Origin of the sequence: Microbacterium aurum, assembly GCF_016907815.1 — a bacterium.
GTDB classification, from domain to species: Bacteria; Actinomycetota; Actinomycetes; order Actinomycetales; family Microbacteriaceae; genus Microbacterium; species Microbacterium aurum.
In genome coordinates, this window is the sequence record NZ_JAFBCQ010000001.1 from 3,364,176 (window position 1) to 3,381,682 (window position 17,507).

10 protein-coding genes are annotated in these 17,507 nt (G+C 68.0%); 2 read left to right on the forward strand and 8 right to left on the reverse strand.

Going from position 1 to position 17,507, the window contains the following annotated elements; translation table 11 throughout:
• Nucleotides 1-91 precede the first annotated feature (91 nt).
• Nucleotides 92-685 (forward strand): RNA polymerase sigma factor, encoded by a 594-nt coding sequence (locus JOD60_RS16415; protein WP_232321647.1) that lies wholly within the window; start codon nt 92-94, stop codon nt 683-685.
• The gene (locus JOD60_RS16420; RefSeq protein ID WP_157127980.1) at nt 651-1,631 is read left to right on the forward strand and encodes a CU044_5270 family protein; all 981 of its coding nucleotides are present in this window, start codon (nt 651-653) and stop codon (nt 1,629-1,631) included. The genes JOD60_RS16415 and JOD60_RS16420 overlap by 35 nt, the downstream gene beginning before the upstream one ends.
• Before the next feature lie 183 nt (nt 1,632-1,814).
• Here JOD60_RS16420 and JOD60_RS16425 read toward each other — a convergent pair whose 3' ends face one another.
• From JOD60_RS16425 to JOD60_RS16460, 8 genes are all read right to left on the reverse strand, one after another.
• Nucleotides 1,815-3,014, reverse strand: a complete 1,200-nt coding sequence (locus JOD60_RS16425) for an IS110 family RNA-guided transposase (protein ID WP_157128050.1) — start codon at nt 3,012-3,014, stop codon at nt 1,815-1,817.
• A 428-nt stretch (nt 3,015-3,442) separates the two neighbouring features.
• Entirely contained in the window at nt 3,443-3,658 is a 216-nt protein-coding gene (locus tag JOD60_RS16430; RefSeq protein WP_076691657.1) for an Rv0909 family putative TA system antitoxin, read from the reverse strand.
• A gap of 104 nt (nt 3,659-3,762) precedes the next feature.
• On the reverse strand, nt 3,763-4,404 hold the full coding sequence (locus JOD60_RS16435; RefSeq protein ID WP_084202056.1) for a signal peptidase I: 642 nt from the start codon (nt 4,402-4,404) through the stop codon (nt 3,763-3,765).
• A complete protein-coding gene (locus JOD60_RS16440) occupies nt 4,394-5,086 on the reverse strand; it encodes an LPXTG cell wall anchor domain-containing protein (RefSeq protein ID WP_076691658.1) in 693 nt (230 codons plus the stop codon). Before JOD60_RS16440 ends, JOD60_RS16435 begins: the two co-directional genes overlap by 11 nt.
• Before the next feature lie 34 nt (nt 5,087-5,120).
• Nucleotides 5,121-6,485, reverse strand: coding sequence for an RICIN domain-containing protein (locus JOD60_RS16445; protein ID WP_076691659.1), 1,365 nt, complete (start codon nt 6,483-6,485; stop codon nt 5,121-5,123).
• A 1-nt stretch (nt 6,486) separates the two neighbouring features.
• Nucleotides 6,487-7,023 (reverse strand): hypothetical protein, encoded by a 537-nt coding sequence (locus JOD60_RS16450; protein WP_157127981.1) that lies wholly within the window; start codon nt 7,021-7,023, stop codon nt 6,487-6,489.
• Nucleotides 7,024-7,179: 156 nt separating this feature from the next.
• A complete protein-coding gene (locus JOD60_RS16455; protein ID WP_157127982.1) occupies nt 7,180-7,767 on the reverse strand; it encodes an alternate-type signal peptide domain-containing protein in 588 nt (195 codons plus the stop codon).
• A gap of 198 nt (nt 7,768-7,965) precedes the next feature.
• Nucleotides 7,966-17,280 carry a DUF11 domain-containing protein gene (locus JOD60_RS16460; protein ID WP_157127983.1) on the reverse strand — a complete coding sequence of 3,105 codons (9,315 nt, stop codon included), beginning with the start codon at nt 17,278-17,280 and terminating at the stop codon, nt 7,966-7,968.
• Nucleotides 17,281-17,507: the final 227 nt, after the last annotated feature.

Sequence of the window (17,507 nt, forward strand, 5' to 3'; positions counted from 1 at the left end):
CGGGGGGGTGCCCCTATGTCTTTCGTCAACCGATTTCGGAGCGCGGGCAAGATTGGTGTGAACCCATTCGACGGAATTGAGCAATACGGATGTGAGCCCCGATAACGAGGTGATTGAAAGGTCGGCGCGAGAGCCGGCTGTGTTCGCGATGCTGTTCGATCGCCACGCCAAGTCTGTTTACCGGTATGTAGCGCAGCGGCTGGGTGACCACGTCGCGGATGACGTGATGTCGGAAACCTTCTTGGTTGCATTTGAGCGGCGGTCGGCCTACGACGTTTCCGTCAGTGATGCTCGGCCATGGCTGCTGGGTATTGCGACTCGGTTGATGCGCAAGCACGCTCGAGTCGAAGCGGTGGCATGGAAGGGCTTGTCTGCGGACATGGCGGCGCAGATCGTGCCGGACTTCATCGAGCAGGCGGGGTCCCGCATCGATGCTGAACGCCTGAGTCGGCGCCTAGGCACGGCGTTGCGCCGGTTGTCAGACGGGGATCGCGACACGCTGCTGCTGTACGCATGGGGCGATCTCGACTATGCGTCGATCGCCGCGGCGATGCAGGTTCCGGTGGGAACGGTGCGCTCACGACTCAACCGCGCGCGGCGCCAGTTACGCCGCGCCGCGGGCATCACAACCCTCGAACAGGAGACGGATCATGGACGAATTGACACTGCTCCGCAGCACTCGTGACGACAGCCGCGAACCCACCCCAGAGGCGCTGGCCGCAGGGCGGGCAGCGCTGCTGAACCACGTGGCGCAGGAGGCGGGGAACGTCGCTACGGCGCGCCCCGCCGCGAGGAGGCGACGGTTGCTCCCGGCGCTGTCGTGGGCAACGGCAGGAGTTGCAGCAGTGCTGACCGGAGCTCTTGTTGTGGGGAACGTGACTCTGAACGCGACGAGCGCCTACGCGAGTGATGTTCTGCGAACTGCCGCGACGCAAACCATCCAGTACGCGGACCTCGTTCCGGGCTCCGGGGAGTATCTCCGCGCACGCACCCATGCGCGCTGGCAGGCATGCGAGATGGTGGGCGACGGCTCGCAACAGGTCAAGTGCGAACCGAACGACCAGATCCTCGACGTATATATGCCTGCTGACCCTGCGGCCGAGTGGGTGCTCTACCGCGACTGGGGCAATATGCAGGGTGTGCTGACGGGTGAGTCAATCGAGACAACACGGGCGGTTGGCGGGCATTTTTACGATCCGGTGTACTCGTGGGTGAACGTTGACTACGCCGATATCCCAACCGACGGCGCCGCCGCCTACGAGTGGATCGACGGCCAATACAACGGAGGATCTGCATCGCGCGACGAAGACAACTTCGTACGGATCGCGGACATCCTTCGCTCCGGCCTCGTGCCCGCGGCGCCCCGAGCAGCCCTGCTCGATGCCCTATCGCGCATTCCTGGCGTGACCGCGACCGACGACGTCGCAAACCTCGATGGCGTGACCGGCGTCGCGATCGGCCGGAACGAACCGTTCCGGGCAGGTGAGCGGCAGGAGATCATCATCGACCCGAACACGGGTCTCGTAATCGGAGAGCGCGCTCTGGCAGGTGCGACGATCTTCGGGTGGACGCTCAATCAGGAAGTGTCGCTGACCGCCATCGAGAGCACGATCGTGGACGCCGCCCCATGATCCGCTCAGCGCAGGGAATCGACCCAGCTGCTATCGGGCTTCCGCCCACGTTCTCCATCCCCGTTCCGATTCCGCCTCCACCGAACGGCAAGTAAGGCCTCTGGGACCGCGGCGCTGAGCTTGCCGTGGTCCCAGAGTCTTGTGGACGTTCGACGGGCCGTGACAGGGTCGTTGGCAAGCGCATCATGCCACTGCTCGGTCCGGCGACGACTGATAAAGCGTGCCGTCGCGGAGCATGGCGTAGAGGACGTCAGATCTGCGACGGGCGAGAGCGAGTAACGCCTGGTTGTGGCGCTTGCCCTGAGCTGTCTTGCGGTCGTAATAGGCACGGGACTCGGGATCGCGGAGTGCGGCGAACGCCGAAAGGAACATCGCGTTCTTGAGGACCTTGTTCCCGCGCCGGGACGAGTACTCGCCGCGGATCGAGGACCCAGATCTCCGGGTGACGGGGGCGAGGCCCGCGTAAGCGGCGAGGTGTCCCGGGGTGGGGAAGTGCTTGCCGGCGACTTCGGTGAGGAGTCGGGCTGCGGTCCTGACGCCGACTCCGGGCATGCTCGTCAGGACGGGCTGAAGAGGGTGCGCATCGACCAGTCGCTCGACCTCCGCCGCGACGTCGTCACGTTGACGGCGAAGCGTTGTGAGCTGTGCGGCAAGGCGCGGGACCACGAGTGCGGCCGCGTTCGTGCCAGTGACCACGACGGTCTGCTCGCCGAGCGCAACGACAATCTCGTGCGCCCATTCTCGGCCCTTGCGGGGTGCGAGCTTCAGCATTCGCGTCGCGATCCGCTTCTCCCCGGCCGCGCGTAACTCGGCCGGGGACGGCCAGCGTTGCAGGAGATCGAGAATGGCAGGGTGATCTAACCGTGGCCCGATCACGCGTTCCAGCGCGGGGTGGATCTGGGTGAGTAGTCCTCGGACTCGGTTGCCGACCTGGGTGATCTGGGCGGCCAGGTCATCGTCAAATCCGCAGAGCATCGTGAGCTCGGCCACCTGCTCATCCGTGACCTGGATCGAGCGAAGCGTGTGCGGCATCGTCCGTGCGGTCTCCGCAATAATCGCCGCATCCCTCGCGTCGGTCTTGGCCTCGCCCGGGTGCAGATCAGCGATGCGTCGCATCGCAAGTCCCGGTAGATATCCGACCAAGGCGCCCGCGGCTTGCGCGACCGCGATTGGCAGCGCGCCGATCGTTGCGGGCTGGTCCACGATCAGCAGCACGATCCCGTGCTTCTGCAGGTCGGTGAGCACCGCGCGGAGTTTGCGCTCGTCGTTCGGGAGCGCCCGGTCGTAGAGCTTCTTGCCGGTGCGGTCGAGTGCGACCGCGTGATGCTCGCCCTTCCCGACGTCGAGACCGACGAACACGTCGACCTGGTCGTAGTTGTCGATCTGGGTGACCACTGCTCCTCCGTTCGATTGGGAACGACAGCTGCGACGGTGCGTCTCGGCATCCACGTTACGAACGACCTCGAGCGTGCTCGGGCCTGGCCCCTATCAGCGATCACCCACCGCCAACCAGGCTCGGTGACAACACCCCCCGGATCATCGAGGACAGGGGGGACCAATCATGCCGAGCCCGGCAGGCTGCCACCGCCCAGCATGCTCGCCGGACGGCTACGAAGAAAGTAACGGGGGGAGCAGCGACGGGAATTCCGGAGGGCAAGCGGACGCGCCCCCTAGATGAAGAGATTCTCATCCAGGGGAATGGGGTCTTTTGCTGGTTGACCCAACCTTGAAGAAGCCTTGACACATCTTGCGTCCACCACAATGGCGACGGACCGGATGCCCTGGCATCCGGTCCGTCTTTGACCCTGCTGCTACTCGGTGCCGATCGACTTGTCGATCGAGTCGCGCACGCCGTCGACGTGCTGGTCGACCGAGTCGGGCGCGACCTTCTTGACGAAGTCCGCCGCGGCGTCGAGCGCGCCGTCGCTGACCTCTTCCGCCTTGTCCGAGCTCAACGCCTCACTGATCTTGTCCTTGTTCTGCTCCAGAAACTCTTTGCCCTGGTTGACGATGTCGTCGATCCCCATGCGTACTGCCTTCCTCGTGTCCACAGATCGCGGCTGCGGTCCTGCCCGTCATCATGGCTCGCGCCCGGCGCGCGCGTCCAGTCTCATGATGGACACGCCTGGGATCACTCGGTCCGTTGCCGCTTGCGGACGCGGTCACGGAGCGAGGAGCCGAAGGCCCACGCCGCGTAGCCGAGCAAGACGATCACCACGACAGTGATGGCCACTTGTCTCTGGTCGCCCGTGACGGCCGTCGCGACCCAGCCCAGGTAGGGGATCGCGTACCATACCGTGCCGCGCACCTGCACCTCTCGAACCGGATCGGGATCGGGGTTGTCGTTCGCGTCGCCTTGCGTGATGAAGAGGAACTCGCCCTCGGTGCTCGTGAGCCGCTGCGTGACACGGTGAGTGACGAGGTCCGGCTCCCCGCTGTGCAACTGATACGTCATGACCATGCCCGGCTCGATATCAGCGGGATCGGTCGGGCGGACGACGACCATCGTGCCCGCGGGCAGTGCAGGCGACATGGACGAGGTGAGCACGGTGAGAGCGGTCGAGCCCGTAACGGCCGGAACGACGATCACGAGGATGCCGATCCCCACGATCACGGCGAGAAGCGCCGCCGCGACCGAGGTGAGGACGAGTTTCAGGACGCCACCCCGGCGGGGACGATCCCCCGGGCGTACTGGCCGAGTGTCGCTCTCGGGCGCTAGCGGAGCCTCAGCATCATCGCGATGGTCGGGAGCGGTCGGCGCCTCATCGCTCATCCGCCATTTCCTCCTCCTGCCGGCGACGACGCCCCAGCAGGAACACGCTACCCCCCACCGTCACACCTGCTGCGCCCAGCGCGATGATCGTCCACGGTACGGCGCCGCCGGTATGGGGAAGCGAACCGGTCGATGAGGGTATCTCGTCGGGGATGACGGTGCAGACGCTTCCGACGGCGGCGGCGGATCCCGCGGCGGCGTCCGTGAGCGACGCCCGCAGCGCGAACGACAGCCGTGCCTGCGCCGCCTCATCTCCCGACAGCGCCGACGACACTGCTGTCGTGACATCGATGCGGCGCGACTCGCCGGGTGCCAGGACGAGCCCGGTGCTCAGCACGGTGCAGTCGCCGTTGCCCATGGCATCCGCGAACAGGACGTCTTCGCCCCCACCCCCAGGTGCCCCGGCGGCGATCGCGACGCTCTGCGCGAAGCGCACGTCGTCCGCATCGGGGGCGATCAGATCGATCCGGAGGAGACCGTGCGTGGTGCCTGCGTTGCGCACCCACACCGCAGACGTCTGCTCCTCGCCCGGGACCCAGCGCCACGCTTCGGGATAGATGGGCAGGGTGCTGTCGGCGACATAAGTGACGCCGTCGTGCGATACCAGCAGACCGTCGTCGGCCGCCGCCGCGGGGATCGGCACCGCGACGAGCACGAGAGTTGCGGCCAGTGCGCTCAGCACGAGCCCGCGGTGGGTGCGATTAATCCGTGTGTGCTCACCCAAAGCCGGACACCGCCGTCAATGTGGTCGTGGGAAAGAAGAAACCGGTGGTGACGTTCTTGATCGCAAACGGACCGAACGCGACATCGACCGCGGCCGGCACCGTGCTTCCGACGGTGTACGTGCCGACGACGATGCGGTACGTCGACGTTGCGTTGTTCGGCGTCGCGGTGAACGACTCCGCAGTATCTCCCGCGGCGATCTGATCCACGCTCACCCAGTGGGCTCCGGACTGGCGGACGATGGTCATCGCGACGCCGGCCCCGGTGCCCCACGTGACCGTCGCCATGCTGCCCGATGACGAGAATGTCAGGCTCTCACGCTGGAATGACAGCTGCGCCGATGCGGTGTCGCAGGTCACAGTCGAGATCTGTCCGCTGTTCGACGTACCAAGCGCCACACACAGCCCGTTGAGGGCCGACACGAGCTGATACCGGCTCGCCGACACCTGCTGGACGTACCACTGCTGGTCTGCGCCGCCGGTGGCGGTCTGAATCGTGAGGGCTCCGGCCGAAGAGGTCTGCAGTCGCGTCGCGGATGCGTGGCGCGGGCGGATCGTCACGAACGACTGGTCGGTGCCGGAGACCGGGGTGAACTGCCAGCGCTGGTTGGCGTCGGAATGGCAGCCCCACGTGAGGACGGTCGTGCCGCTGCCCCCCGATCCGTTCACGTCGAGGCAGTAGCCGGTGCTCGAGGCGTTGCGGATCGTGAACCATGTGGACGACAGCGAGGGGTCGAAGAAGCTGCTCGCGAGAGGGTACATCCCGGCGGTGCGCTGCACGTGGGTCGCGGTGGGCGCGGTGGCCGTCCAGCCCTGTGCGGACAGGCTGACGCTGAGTACGGGGTTCATCGACTGTCCCCCGGCGGGGTCCGTGGTGGTCTTCCAGTCGGCGATGGAGGTGCGTGCACAGAGATAGCCGGTGGCGCTCGCCGCGAGTGTCACCGTCGGAGTGATCGAGGCCCATGTGCCGGTCGTCACGCCCGACGTCGGCACGGTCGTCGCGGCGGTGCACGCGGCCGCCGACGCGACCTGCCAGATCTGCACGCCGAGTTTGCTCGCGTAGGCCTCAGGCGACACGATGGCTGCCGTCGCGGTTCCGCTGATCGTGCTGCCGTTGGTGATCGTGAAGACTCGCGTTGCGGTGAGGCTGCTCGGCAGGTAGGTGGTGGATGCGGGCGTGTTGAAACTCGCCTGCGACACGCTGACCGCGCTCGTGGTGAGCGTGCCGGATGCCGTCGCCTGCGCGGTCCAATACGCCCATGCCGAGGTCGATCCGGCAGCGACCAAGAACGCGGCGATTCCGGCGATCAGCGCGAATCGACGGCGGGGCCGCGGTCGCGTTTCGGTGGAGGCGGTCATGTCAGCTCGGAGTCTGGGTCGCGTTGACGGTCATGGTGAAGGAGTGCGAAGAACCGCTGCCCGCGGCCGGCATGGAATTCGGCAGGCTCACGACGAGGCAATACCACTGCGAGGCGCCCACCGGCAGCGCGCCGAGCGCCGGTGCCGAGTACCCGTTGAGGGCGGACGGCGTCCCCGCCACCGCCGCGGTGCAGGCCGCGGCGTTCGGTACCGCGGTCAGCAGTGCCTTGGCGGAGGCGGCGTACGCGGGGCCGCCGGGCGCGCTGATCGCAGCCGCAAGGCTCATCGGGGCATCACCCGCGTTGGTCACGGTGAAGGCCCACACCGCCGGGGCAGCCGGGCTGAGCGCTGTCGGCGACAACGTCGCGGTCGCGCTTCCATTGATCTGGATCGCCGCCGTTCCGGCGGTGATCGTCGACGCAGCCGGTCCAGCGGTCGCATTGAGGTAGGCGTGAGTGACGCCGGCGCCGGATACCCCGAGGACCACAGCTGCGGTCGCCGCAGCCAGTGTGCCGACCAGCGAGCGAAGTCGCTTCACGACGCTCCGCGACGACGATGAGTCGTCATCTTGACGCGCGCTCTGCATTCTCACTCCCCCCCGTGACGACACATCGATGGCAGCCTGTGCAAACCTCAAGGGTTCGTGCACAGGAACTGCGGGCCCGGATTCGGGTCAGACCCGCAGTTCCTGGGATCAGCCCGCGACCTGGGTGACCGTCAGCGCGAAGGCCGAGAGGTTCACCTTGCCCTGCTTGGCGAGGTTGTCCGCGGCGGGGCTCGTCGCGTCGCCGAAGGGCCACGTGATCGTGGCCGTAATCGTGACGGGTGTCGTGGTGACGGCGTTGCCGCCGGTCTTCGGGACGGTCACCGAGGTGCCGGGCGCCGTGGCGGCGCCGCCGTTGACCGAGAAGGTGGCCGCAGCGGCCAGACGACCGGCCAGTGCGACGTCGGCGGCCGCAGTGGTCGAGCCGGTGATGGCTCCGGCGGCGAGGTCGACCTTGAACGCGAGGTTCTGGCCCTCAGCGGTGACGTTGTATGCACCCGTGTAGATGAGCTTGTCACCGGGCACGATCCGTGCGTTGCCGATGTTGGCGACAGCCTCAACCGTGCCCGACTGGTGCTGGATCTGCCAGGTCGCAGTGCCGTTCTGGACGACCCGCAGCTGGCCGGCGGTGATGGTCTGGCCGGCGAGGCTGGCGTTGTCGTTCCAGTAGGCCAGCGTTCCGCCCGTGCCGAGCAGCAGCATCAGCGCCGCGCCGGCCGCGATGGTTCCCTTGGTCATCTTGTTCACAGTGGATTCCCCTTTCGGTCATCGCCGTTGGGCGCAGTGACGCGAGATCGATGGGCGTCTACTGCATGACGGACCATGGGGGGCCGCAGGATCACCCGTTGATGAGAAGAATCTCATGATGAGTTGGGCGAAACGAGGGACTTCAGGGAATCCTGATCACGGCTTGAGGATGTCGTCGGTTTATTGTGCTCAGCCGGAGATTGTCCCCTCAGTGCGCCGACGGCGCGCCCACCACAGGGCGAGCAGACCGAGGCCCAGAAGGCCGACGCCGAAGGGCAGGAACAGACCGAGCGTCCCGCCCGTGCTGGGCAGTTCGACAACACGTACGATGCCCGCGGCGGTGTCTTCGACGGCGGCGCCGGAAGCGGGCGAAGACGCGCGCGCCGTGTTGACGATCTCGCCGCGCGCGTTCGCCGCAACGTCTACGGTCAGTGTCACCACCGCGGTCTGATCGACCGCCAGCGCGTCGATCGTGCACGTGACGGTCGCGGCGGCGATCGCGCACGAGCCCGCGGCACCGCTGAGAGTCGCGCTGCGCGCGGCGATCCCCTGCGGCATCGTGTCGGTGACCGATACCGGTCCGGGATCCGCGGTAGGTCCACTGTTGGTCACCGTGATCGAGTAGTGCGCCTGCGACCCGGTCACCAGCTCGTCGGTCAGCTCCTTCGTGATCGTCAACGTGCTCAGCGGCGGCACCGGGACGATCGCCGTCGAGGTGTTGTCACCGAGCGTCGACTCGTCTTCGGGCGTCGTCGACGACACCGTCGCGGTGTTGGACACCTCGGGATAGGCGGCGGGCAGCACCCGCACCTCGATCGTGATGACCGGAGCGGTCGCGCCCTGCGCCAGGTCGGCCAGCGTGCACGCGATCGCGCCCGTCTCGGCATCCGTTGCGCAGCTCCACCCCTCAGCGCTCACGGAGACGATCTCGAGTTCGCCGGGCACCAGGTCGTCGACGAGCAGGCCCCGCGCCGTCGCCGGTCCCGCGTTGGCCACGGTCAGCTCATAGGAGAAGGTCTCGCCTACGATGGGGTCGCCGACGGGCGTCTTGACGATCGACAGGTCGACCATCTCGGCGACCGTGCCGGGCACCGAAGCGGTGTTGTTCTCGAGGTCGGGGTCGGGGGTCGTTGCTGCGACCGTCGCCGTGTTGACGACCTCGCCCTGCAACGCCTCGTCGACCGCGATGGAGATCCTCAACGACAGCGTCTGGGCGGGCGTCAGGATGCCCGCATAGGCGCACTCGACCTGAGCCGGATCGCCGGTATCGGGCGCGCACGCCCAGCCGTCTCCCGACGCGCTGTCGAAGGAGAGCCCCGTCGGCAGCGTGTCGACGAGAGTGATGCCGCGCGCCGCCGACGGACCGAGGTTCGTCACGGTCAGGGTGTACTCGCCCGTCGCGCCCGCCTCGATCGTCTCGGAGATCGCCTTGGACAGCACCAGATCGGCCGACTCGGTCACGTCCGCCGACGCCGTCGCCCTGTCATTGGCAGCGGCCTCCTCGGTATCGGGCTGGGCTGTGAGCCCAGGCGCCACCGCTGCGGTGTTGACGACTCTCCCCTGCACGCTCGGGTCGATCGTGCCGGTGACCGAGATCGTCTGCGGGTCGTTCGTCGCGAGATCGGCCGAGAGCTCGCACGTCACGGTCTTCCGGTCGCCGGCGATCGTGCAGCTCCAGTCGTCGCTGGGGCCGGTTGCCGCATCCGCGAGCACCCCCGAAGGCAGCGTGTCGGTGACGACGATCGGAGTGCCCGCATCGGCATCCGAGTTCGACGAACCCAGGTTCGTGACCGTGAGCTCCCACGAAATCGGCTGACCCGCGACGATGTCGGCGTCGGCGGTCACGACGGACTTCTCGATCGCCAGGTCGGCCACCTCGATCACGGTGGGCGTCACGACAGTGAACTCGTTCGGCCAGATCGCGCCTTGGGGCTCATCGGTCACGCCCGGGGCGACGGATGCGGTGTTCGTGAGCGTGCCGCTGACAGCTTCATCGACCGCGACCGTGAGCGTCACGGCGACCGCGTCGCCAGGCTTCATCGTGCTCGTGATCTCGCACGTCACGACCCCGGCATCCTCGTCGCAGCTGACGCCTGCTCCCGTCGCCGACACGTAGGTCGTGCCGGCGGGCAACTTGTCGGTGACGGTGATGGGCTCGTCCGCCGTCGCCACCGAGTCGCTCGGACCGTGGTTGGTGACGGTGATCGTCCACGAGAACTCCTCACCGGCCGTCGGCGTACCGACGTTCTGCTTGAGGATGCCGAGGTCGGCGAACGTCTGAACGTCGACGTCGGCGGTCTCGGTCGGGGGTGTCGAGTCGCTGGGCGACGTCACGGTCGCCGTGTTCGTGACCGTTCCAGCGGCGAGAGCCGGGTCGATCGCGGCGACGATCTGCAGGAGCGGCGCCTTCGCGCCGGCCGCGAGGGATACGGCGTCGCCATCCGCGTTCTGCAGCACGCACACGACGTCCTGCCCAGAGTCGTCACAGGCCCATACCGCGGGGCCCTCGACAGTCGACGACGACACGTAGGTCAGCCCTGCGGGGAGGGTGTCGGTGATCGTGACGGGTGCCGCGGCGTCGGAGGGGCCGTCATTGCCGACGAGCACCGTGAACGATGCCGTGGCACCGGCCGAGACGACGGGAGTCGTCGTCGCCTTGACGATCGTCAGCGCCGCGTTCGCGATGACGCCGATCTGACCGCCGCCGGTCGCGGTGGCGGGTTCGCCCGTGACGACGTCGGGCGTCGACGAGTTCGCGGTCGCCGAGTTCGGGGTGGTCGATCCATTCACGATGGAGGAACGCACCGTCGTGACCAGTGCGATCTGCACGCTGGCGCCGGCGGCGAGGGTGCCGATCGTGCAGGACACCGTCGCCGTGCCGCTGCAGGTCACGCCGGCATCCGCCGACGTCGCCGAGACGACGATGAGGTCACCCGGCACGACGTCGGACAGTGTGACGTTCTGCGCGTCGGACGGGCCGCTGTTCGCGACCGTGATCGTCCAGGTGACGTTCTCACCCGCGGTGACGGTCGCGGCCGAAGGCACCTTCGCGACGGCAAGCTTCGCGCGCTGGATGACGTTGAGCGTCGCGGTGTCGGTGTTGTTGTCGGGGTTGATGTCGTCGGTGACCGACGTGACCGCGGCCGCGTTCGTCAGGGTGGCGCCGGTGAACGATGCGTCTACCCGCACGGCGACCTGGAACGTCCAGGGCGCGTCGTCCTCATCGAGCCCAGCGTCGAGCACGCACGTGAGCAGACGCCCGTCGATCGTGCAGCCGTCGGGCAGCGGTCCGGAGGCCGTCAGACCGACGGGCAGCGTGTCGCGAACGGTGACGGTTCCGGCATCCGACGGCCCGTTGTTCGCGACCGTGAAGGTGTAGACGGCCGTCTCGCCCGCGATGACCGCGCTCGCGCCGCTCGAGGGAGCCACGGTCTTCGTGAGTTCGAGGTCCGCCTCGGGGTTGGGGGTGCCCGGCGTCGCATCGCTGTCGTCCTGGTCCGCCTTCCACGCGGACGACACGGATGCCGTGTTCGTCAGGTCATCGGCGAGGCCGATGAAGGCGGGGTCGAGCGTCGCCGTGTAGGTGATCAGCGGAGCATCCGCGCCCGCGGCGAGGACGCCGGAGTAGTCGAAGCGGACCGTGCCGCCGGCTCCCGGCGTCGCCGTCCATCCGGTCCCGCTCACGAGCTCGTCGAAGTCGATGTCGGCCGGCAGCGTGTCGACGATGTAGACGCCGCGTGCGACGGACGGACCGCCGTTGCTGACCTGCAGCGTGTAGGTCAGAGTCTCACCCGGCACGACCTCGGCCGGCGGAGCCGGGTCGGTGATCGTCTTGACGATCGTGAGGCTCTCCTGAACGGCGACGTCGGTGCGGGTCGTCGAGGAGTTGTTGCCCGCGACGGGGTCGGTCGTGACCGGGGTGACGCTTGCCGTGTTCACGATGACGCCGGTCCCCGCGGCGACATCGGAGTTCACGGTGCCGGCGACGGTCAGGGTGATCGCCTCGCCGACCGTCATGTCGTGGGTGATCTCGCAGCGGACCGCCTGACCGGTCAGCGTGCACCCCGGCGGTACTGTGCCTGTCAACGACAGGCCCGATACCGCAGCGGGGACCGTGTCGGTCAGGACGATCGGGGAGTTGGCGCTGCCGCGTGAGAGCGACGGCCCCTTGTTGGTCAGCGTGATCGACCACTCGATGGGCGTGCCGGCGACGACGGCCCCGGTGGCGGGGGCGACGACGCGCTTGACGACCTCGAGATCGGCGGAGGTGACCACCGTGCCGGTGGCCGTCGACGAGTTGTTGCCCGGGGTGCGATCCGCCGTGCGCGCCGAGACGGTCGCGGTGTTGGGAACCTCGGTGCCCGAGACGACGTCTGCCGCGATGGCCAGGTTGAGAGTGACCGTCCACGTCGCGCCCGAGTTCAGCGACGCACGCGTGCAGTCGAGCACCCCGGAGGCCACGGTGCACGTGCCATCGGTGCCGGCGTTCACGGTCGTGACCGTGACACCGGTCGGCAGCGTCAGCACGTCGTGCAGCGCCACGCCGACCGCGGTATCGCCGCCGTTGTTGCGCACGACCATCGTGAACGAGCCCGTGCCGCCGGCCGTGAAGGTGCCGGCGGTCTTCGTGATCTGCAGGTCAGCCTGGTCGATGCGCGCGGTCGCGGTGCCGCTCGTCCCGATGTACGACCCGTTGCCGCTGTTGTACGACGTGCCGCCCGTGGCATCCGTGACCTGCGCGGCCCGGACGGTGTTCGTGTGCGCGACACCACTGCCGACGGACACCGACGAACCCGCGATCGCGCGGTAGGTGATCGTGAGCGCCGCAGCCGGCGCGAGCGGGCCGAGGTTCGACCAGGTCAGCTGCTGACCCGAGATGGCCGGGTCGGCGAGCGCGACCCCTCCGAGCTGCGCTGAGCCCGCGACATACGTCCAGCCCGCGGGCAGCGTGTCGATCGCCTGCAGCGAGACCGCGCGCGCGGTGCCGCTGTTGGTCATCGTGAACGAGTACGACACCTCGTCGCCGATGTACACGGGGTTGGTCGACAGCAGTTGCTTGGCGGTGTCGATCTTCGGGAAGGCGGGCGTGACGGATGCCGTGGCGCCCGTCGTCGAGGTGTATCTCTTGCCCCCGCCGGCGAGCGAGTCCCAGGAGGTGGGCGTCGCGGTGTTCACCAGTGCCGCCCCGGAGAGGGTCGACGCGAGGTCGAGCTTCGCGGGGTAGCTGAAGCTCATGGCCGGGTCACCCGGCGTCAGCGTCGCGATCATCCACGTGATGGTGCGGGCCGTCGAGTCCCAGACGCCGCCGCCGGCAACCGTCGCACCATTCGCGAGGGCTGTGCTGTCGGTCGCACTGACGACGGGAATCACCCCTACGGGAACCCTGTCGACGACCGTCACGTTGAAGGCGGGCTTGCCGTTCGGCGTGGCGTTCTGCACTGCGCTCGCGGAGACGGTGTAGGTGAAGATCTCGCCTTGGCTCTTCGCGACCGTCGGGTTGCTCACCGACTTCGCCGTGGTAACGAGCGGATGCCGGACGCCCACAGTCGCCGTGCTCGTGTTCGACGTGAGGGTCGTGCCCCCCGCGACGGTGCGCCACGTGGCCTGTCCCGAATTCGTGTATGGCCCTACTGCGGTCGCCGCAATCGATGTCGAGACGGGCGAGGTCACCTCCAGGATCAAGGTCCGCACCTGGGCAGACGCAGCGACGTCGCCGATGCCGACCGCAAGGATCTGGGCTTTGCCGGACGAGACGCGGGTGCCAGTCGGACACACATCCCAACCGGTGCCGCAGCTGAGGACGAAGCTGGCGGCGTCGGCCGTACCGAGTTCGGCCGGCAGCGTGTCGCGGATCTGCGCGTCGAGGAGTGTGACGTCCTGAGGGATCGTGAGCGTCAGACGCCAGGTGACGTTCTCGCCGGGTACTGCCGTGCCTGTCGGCAGGAGACGCTGCTTGACGATCGTCGGCGGCGCGGCCGTCACCGTGCGGTTCGCGGTCGCCGTGAGCGTGCGCTCCCCGGGCACCGCGCCCGCCAGCGTCGAACCGGTGAGCGCCGCGTCGTTGCGGAACGTCGTACCCGCCGCGATCGGCGTGGGCACCGTCGCGCTGTAGACGATCTGCGCCGTCGTGGCGAGATCGGCGGTGAGCGTCCAGACGTACTTCGTGCGACCGATGGCGCAGCCGTTGATCCCGTCACCGGCCACGGGGGCGCTGACGGTCGCCACGGCGGACGCGGTGAAGTTGGTGAAGTCGCTCAGCCGCGCGTCGATGCAGTCCACGACGAGCGTGTCATGGAGCGGGGGGACGGCCAGCCCGTTCACGGTGGTGTTCGTGGCCTCCAGGCGGTAATAGACGGTCTGACCGCCGGTCGCGGTGAGGGTGTCGCTCGTCGTCCACGGCCCGGTCGACGCGGTAGTGGATGCCCCCTTCGTCATCGCCACATTCGGGACGACGACGGTGACCTGCGCGGCCGCCGTGCCGCGGGACACGGGGTTCGCGTTCGTGATGGTCGGAGTGCTCGTGAGCGCGGCGGTGTTGCTGATGGTCGAGTTATGGGTGTTCCCCGCCACATCGGCGACGCGTGTCGTCATCTCGACGGTGAAGGTCTGCGACGACTCCGTGCTGTTCGTCCACGTCGTCGGGAAGATGAGGCTGCCGAACTGCGGGTCGGTGGCGACGTTGCAGAGGCGGAACTGCGTGGGATCCTGCGTGCAGCCGTCCGCGATGACGGCACCGGAGGGGCCGGTGGCGACCACCGCTCCGTCGACAGCGGTCAGCCGCCCGCCGACGGGCAGCCCGTCGGCGAGGATGCCGTTGAAGATGCTGGTGCGGGCAGGGATCGTCGCGGTGTACTGCCACACGACGGTCTCACCGATCGTCGCCTGGGTGAGCGCCGAGTTGTTCGACTCGGTCACGCTCGTCGACGTCACCGACTTGGCGACACTCGCACCGGCGAGGCTGATCGTCGCCGTGTCGGCGGCCTGCGGGGCGTTCTTCGTCTTGTCCGGGTACGCGCCGACGGGGTTGGCCGGATAGAACGTCGGACGGTCGACGCTCGGGGTGATGCCGTCGGTCGTGATCGGCGTGTACCGGGTGACGGCGGCGGTGTTGGTGTGCGACGACGAGATCGACAGCGGGCTCGGCACGGTGAGCGCGTAGGTGATCGTCGCCGTCTGACCCCCGATGAGCGGCGTCGCTGGCCGCAGGATCCACGTCACCCGCGTCTGGCCGTTCGCCTGCTGGAAGCAGTCCGCGATCGGGTTGATCGCGGGAGTCGCGCTATCGATGTCGTCGCAGTCGAAACCGGCGGGCAGGACATCCCACACCTCGATCTCATCGATCGGATCGGCAGTGGAGTTCGCGAGGGATCCGTTGTGCGAGACGTCGATCGTGAAGGTGAGCAGCTGGCCCTCCTGCACCGGACTGAGCGACTCCGCGCCGTCGACCTTCTTGTCGAGACCGAGCGGCGGCGGCGGCGAGAGCTTGAGGTCGGCCTGATCGCGCAGGTTGATGACGCGATCATCCGGGCCGGTGTAGCGCATCTTGGCGAGGTTGCCGGCGACTCGCGGCGCCGTCGCCGGCACGGTGTTCACGCGTGCAAGCAGGTAGAACGATCCGGTCGCGCCGGGCTCGACGAACAGCACGTTGCTCGCGTCGGGCTCACCGAGCACCCAACGCGCGCTGGCGACGCCAGTGACGGTGCCGACGGGGGTGATCGTCGTCGAGTTCGCGCTCGTCGCCGCCCAATCCACGATCGACATGCCCGACGGCAGGTAGTCGCTGACGTTCACCGACCGAGTGGACACGCCCTGTGGAAAGGTCATGTCGAGCCGGAAGCACACGAGGTCGCCGAGCTGATAGGCCGGTGGAGCGATCGTCGGCGACACGTACGCGCCGTCGCCGGATTGGCACGTCGTGCCGACGCCCGTGACGCCGGTGATGGGGGTGCGGGTCAGGTTCGGCCAGATGGTCTTCGACAGCGTCGGGGCACCGGTGCCGATATCGGCCGACGAACCGTTGGACGCGTCGGAGGTTGCGCCGGAGCCGTCTGTCGTCGTCCCCGTGACCACGACACTGTTCGCGAAGTCGTCGCCGGCAGCCGTCGGGGTCCCGTTCTGGTAGTTCGTGCGCATGTACACCGTGTAGCCGATGGTCACGTCCTGATCGGCCGCGAGGTCGTCGACCGCGAACACGACGGTGAACACGCCCGTCGAGGCGTCGAAATCCACGGAGGTCATCGTGGCGCCCGTCACGGTGCCGTTGCCCGCGCCCGCAGCCGCGCACTCGTCCGGCCAAGGGCTCCCCGTCTTGGCGACGCCTGCAGGAAGTACGGGACACATGCCGTTGGGCAGAGTGTCAGTGACCGTGATGCCTGACGAACTGACGAACTGGCTCGAGCGGACCGCGAGGGTGTACTGCTTGGTCTGGCCGCCGACGAAGCCCGACCCGTCGGTGGACTTGACGATGCCGAGGTCGATCACGCGCACCGTCGCCGTGTCGGACACCGAGATCTCCGTGTCCGTCCCGGCGGCGACGTCACCCGTGTAGGTGCCGGTCAGGGTCGCGGTGTTCTCGACCTCGTACCCTTCTGCGCCCGGGCGGGTGTCGGCACCGGTCTGCTGGCCCGACGGCATCGTGATCTCGCGCTCGCCGACGTAGGCGCTGTAGCGGAGGACGTTCGTCTCGTTCGCATCGATGGTGCCGAGGTTCCATGTGATCTCGGTGAACACCTCGCCGTCGACCTCGACCATCCTGCGCGTACAGGGGAAATCTCCCGTGCATTCGGTGACCGTGAACTGCGCCGGCACGTAATCGACGACGACCGCTCCGGTCGTTGCGCCGTCAGGGGCCGCCGTCACCCTCAGCTCGAACGTCGCGGGGTTCGCCGGGCCACGGTAGACCTCGGCCTCGGCATTCGCGGTCTCGTTCTTGGTGATCGTGATCGGCACGACCGTGACGGTCGCCTCGGACGAACCGCCCTCGGTCGCGCCCGTGATCTCGGGCGCGCCCGAACTCGGCACGGTGACGTCGGGGACGACACGTTCGTCGCTGTTCGCATACAGGCCCGCACCGACCTCGAACGTCGAACCGGCGGGGTACCGATCAGGGTCGGCGGTGACCCCGAACGACGCCGAGACCTCCGACCCGACGGGGAGGTCGGCGATGTTTGACCACACCAGAACCTGGGCGGTGCGGGGCAGACCCGTGCCGGGGTCGATGTCTGCGGCATCCGGCGCCCATGACTGAATGTCGGGAGCACCGATCCCTGCCGGCTGCACGCTTCCCGCGGCGTAGGTGACGCCGACCGGCAGCAGCACGACGCCCAGCGCGTTGAACAGGTCCACGCCATCGGGATTGCTCCCGGAGACGGAGATGGTCCGAGTCCCACCCGCGAGTACGTCGCCGCCCGTCGCGGTGACCTGGACGCCGCTCAGCGGCGTGTCGGTGACCGGTACGGCGGCTGTGGCGGGTGCGCCGATGCCGAGAGAGAGCAACAGCGCCATCACCACGACGATCGCGCACGATGGGAACCTCGCCTGCACGCTGGACGAACCGATCAAGACCCACACCCCATCACCCGGCGAGGCGGTGTCGCGCGTCGGGAACGCGCAGTCATCCCCCTCAAGACATCTGCCCGCTCAGGCTACATCTGTCACATAACGAAAAGATCACGGCCCGAAGACGTAGAACGCCCCCGGCAGCCGAAGCTGACGGGGGCGTCCCGGTGAAG

Coding starts and splice junctions, on each gene's coding strand:
- JOD60_RS16420 (WP_157127980.1), top strand. CDS start 651: ATGGACGAATTGACACTGCTCCGCAGCACTCGTGACGACAGCCGCGAA.
- JOD60_RS16430 (WP_076691657.1), bottom strand. CDS start 3,658: ATGGGGATCGACGACATCGTCAACCAGGGCAAAGAGTTTCTGGAGCAG.
- JOD60_RS16435 (WP_084202056.1), bottom strand. CDS start 4,404: ATGAGCGATGAGGCGCCGACCGCTCCCGACCATCGCGATGATGCTGAG.
- JOD60_RS16445 (WP_076691659.1), bottom strand. CDS start 6,485: ATGACCGCCTCCACCGAAACGCGACCGCGGCCCCGCCGTCGATTCGCG.
- JOD60_RS16455 (WP_157127982.1), bottom strand. CDS start 7,767: ATGACCAAGGGAACCATCGCGGCCGGCGCGGCGCTGATGCTGCTGCTC.
- JOD60_RS16460 (WP_157127983.1), bottom strand. CDS start 17,280: ATGGCGCTGTTGCTCTCTCTCGGCATCGGCGCACCCGCCACAGCCGCC.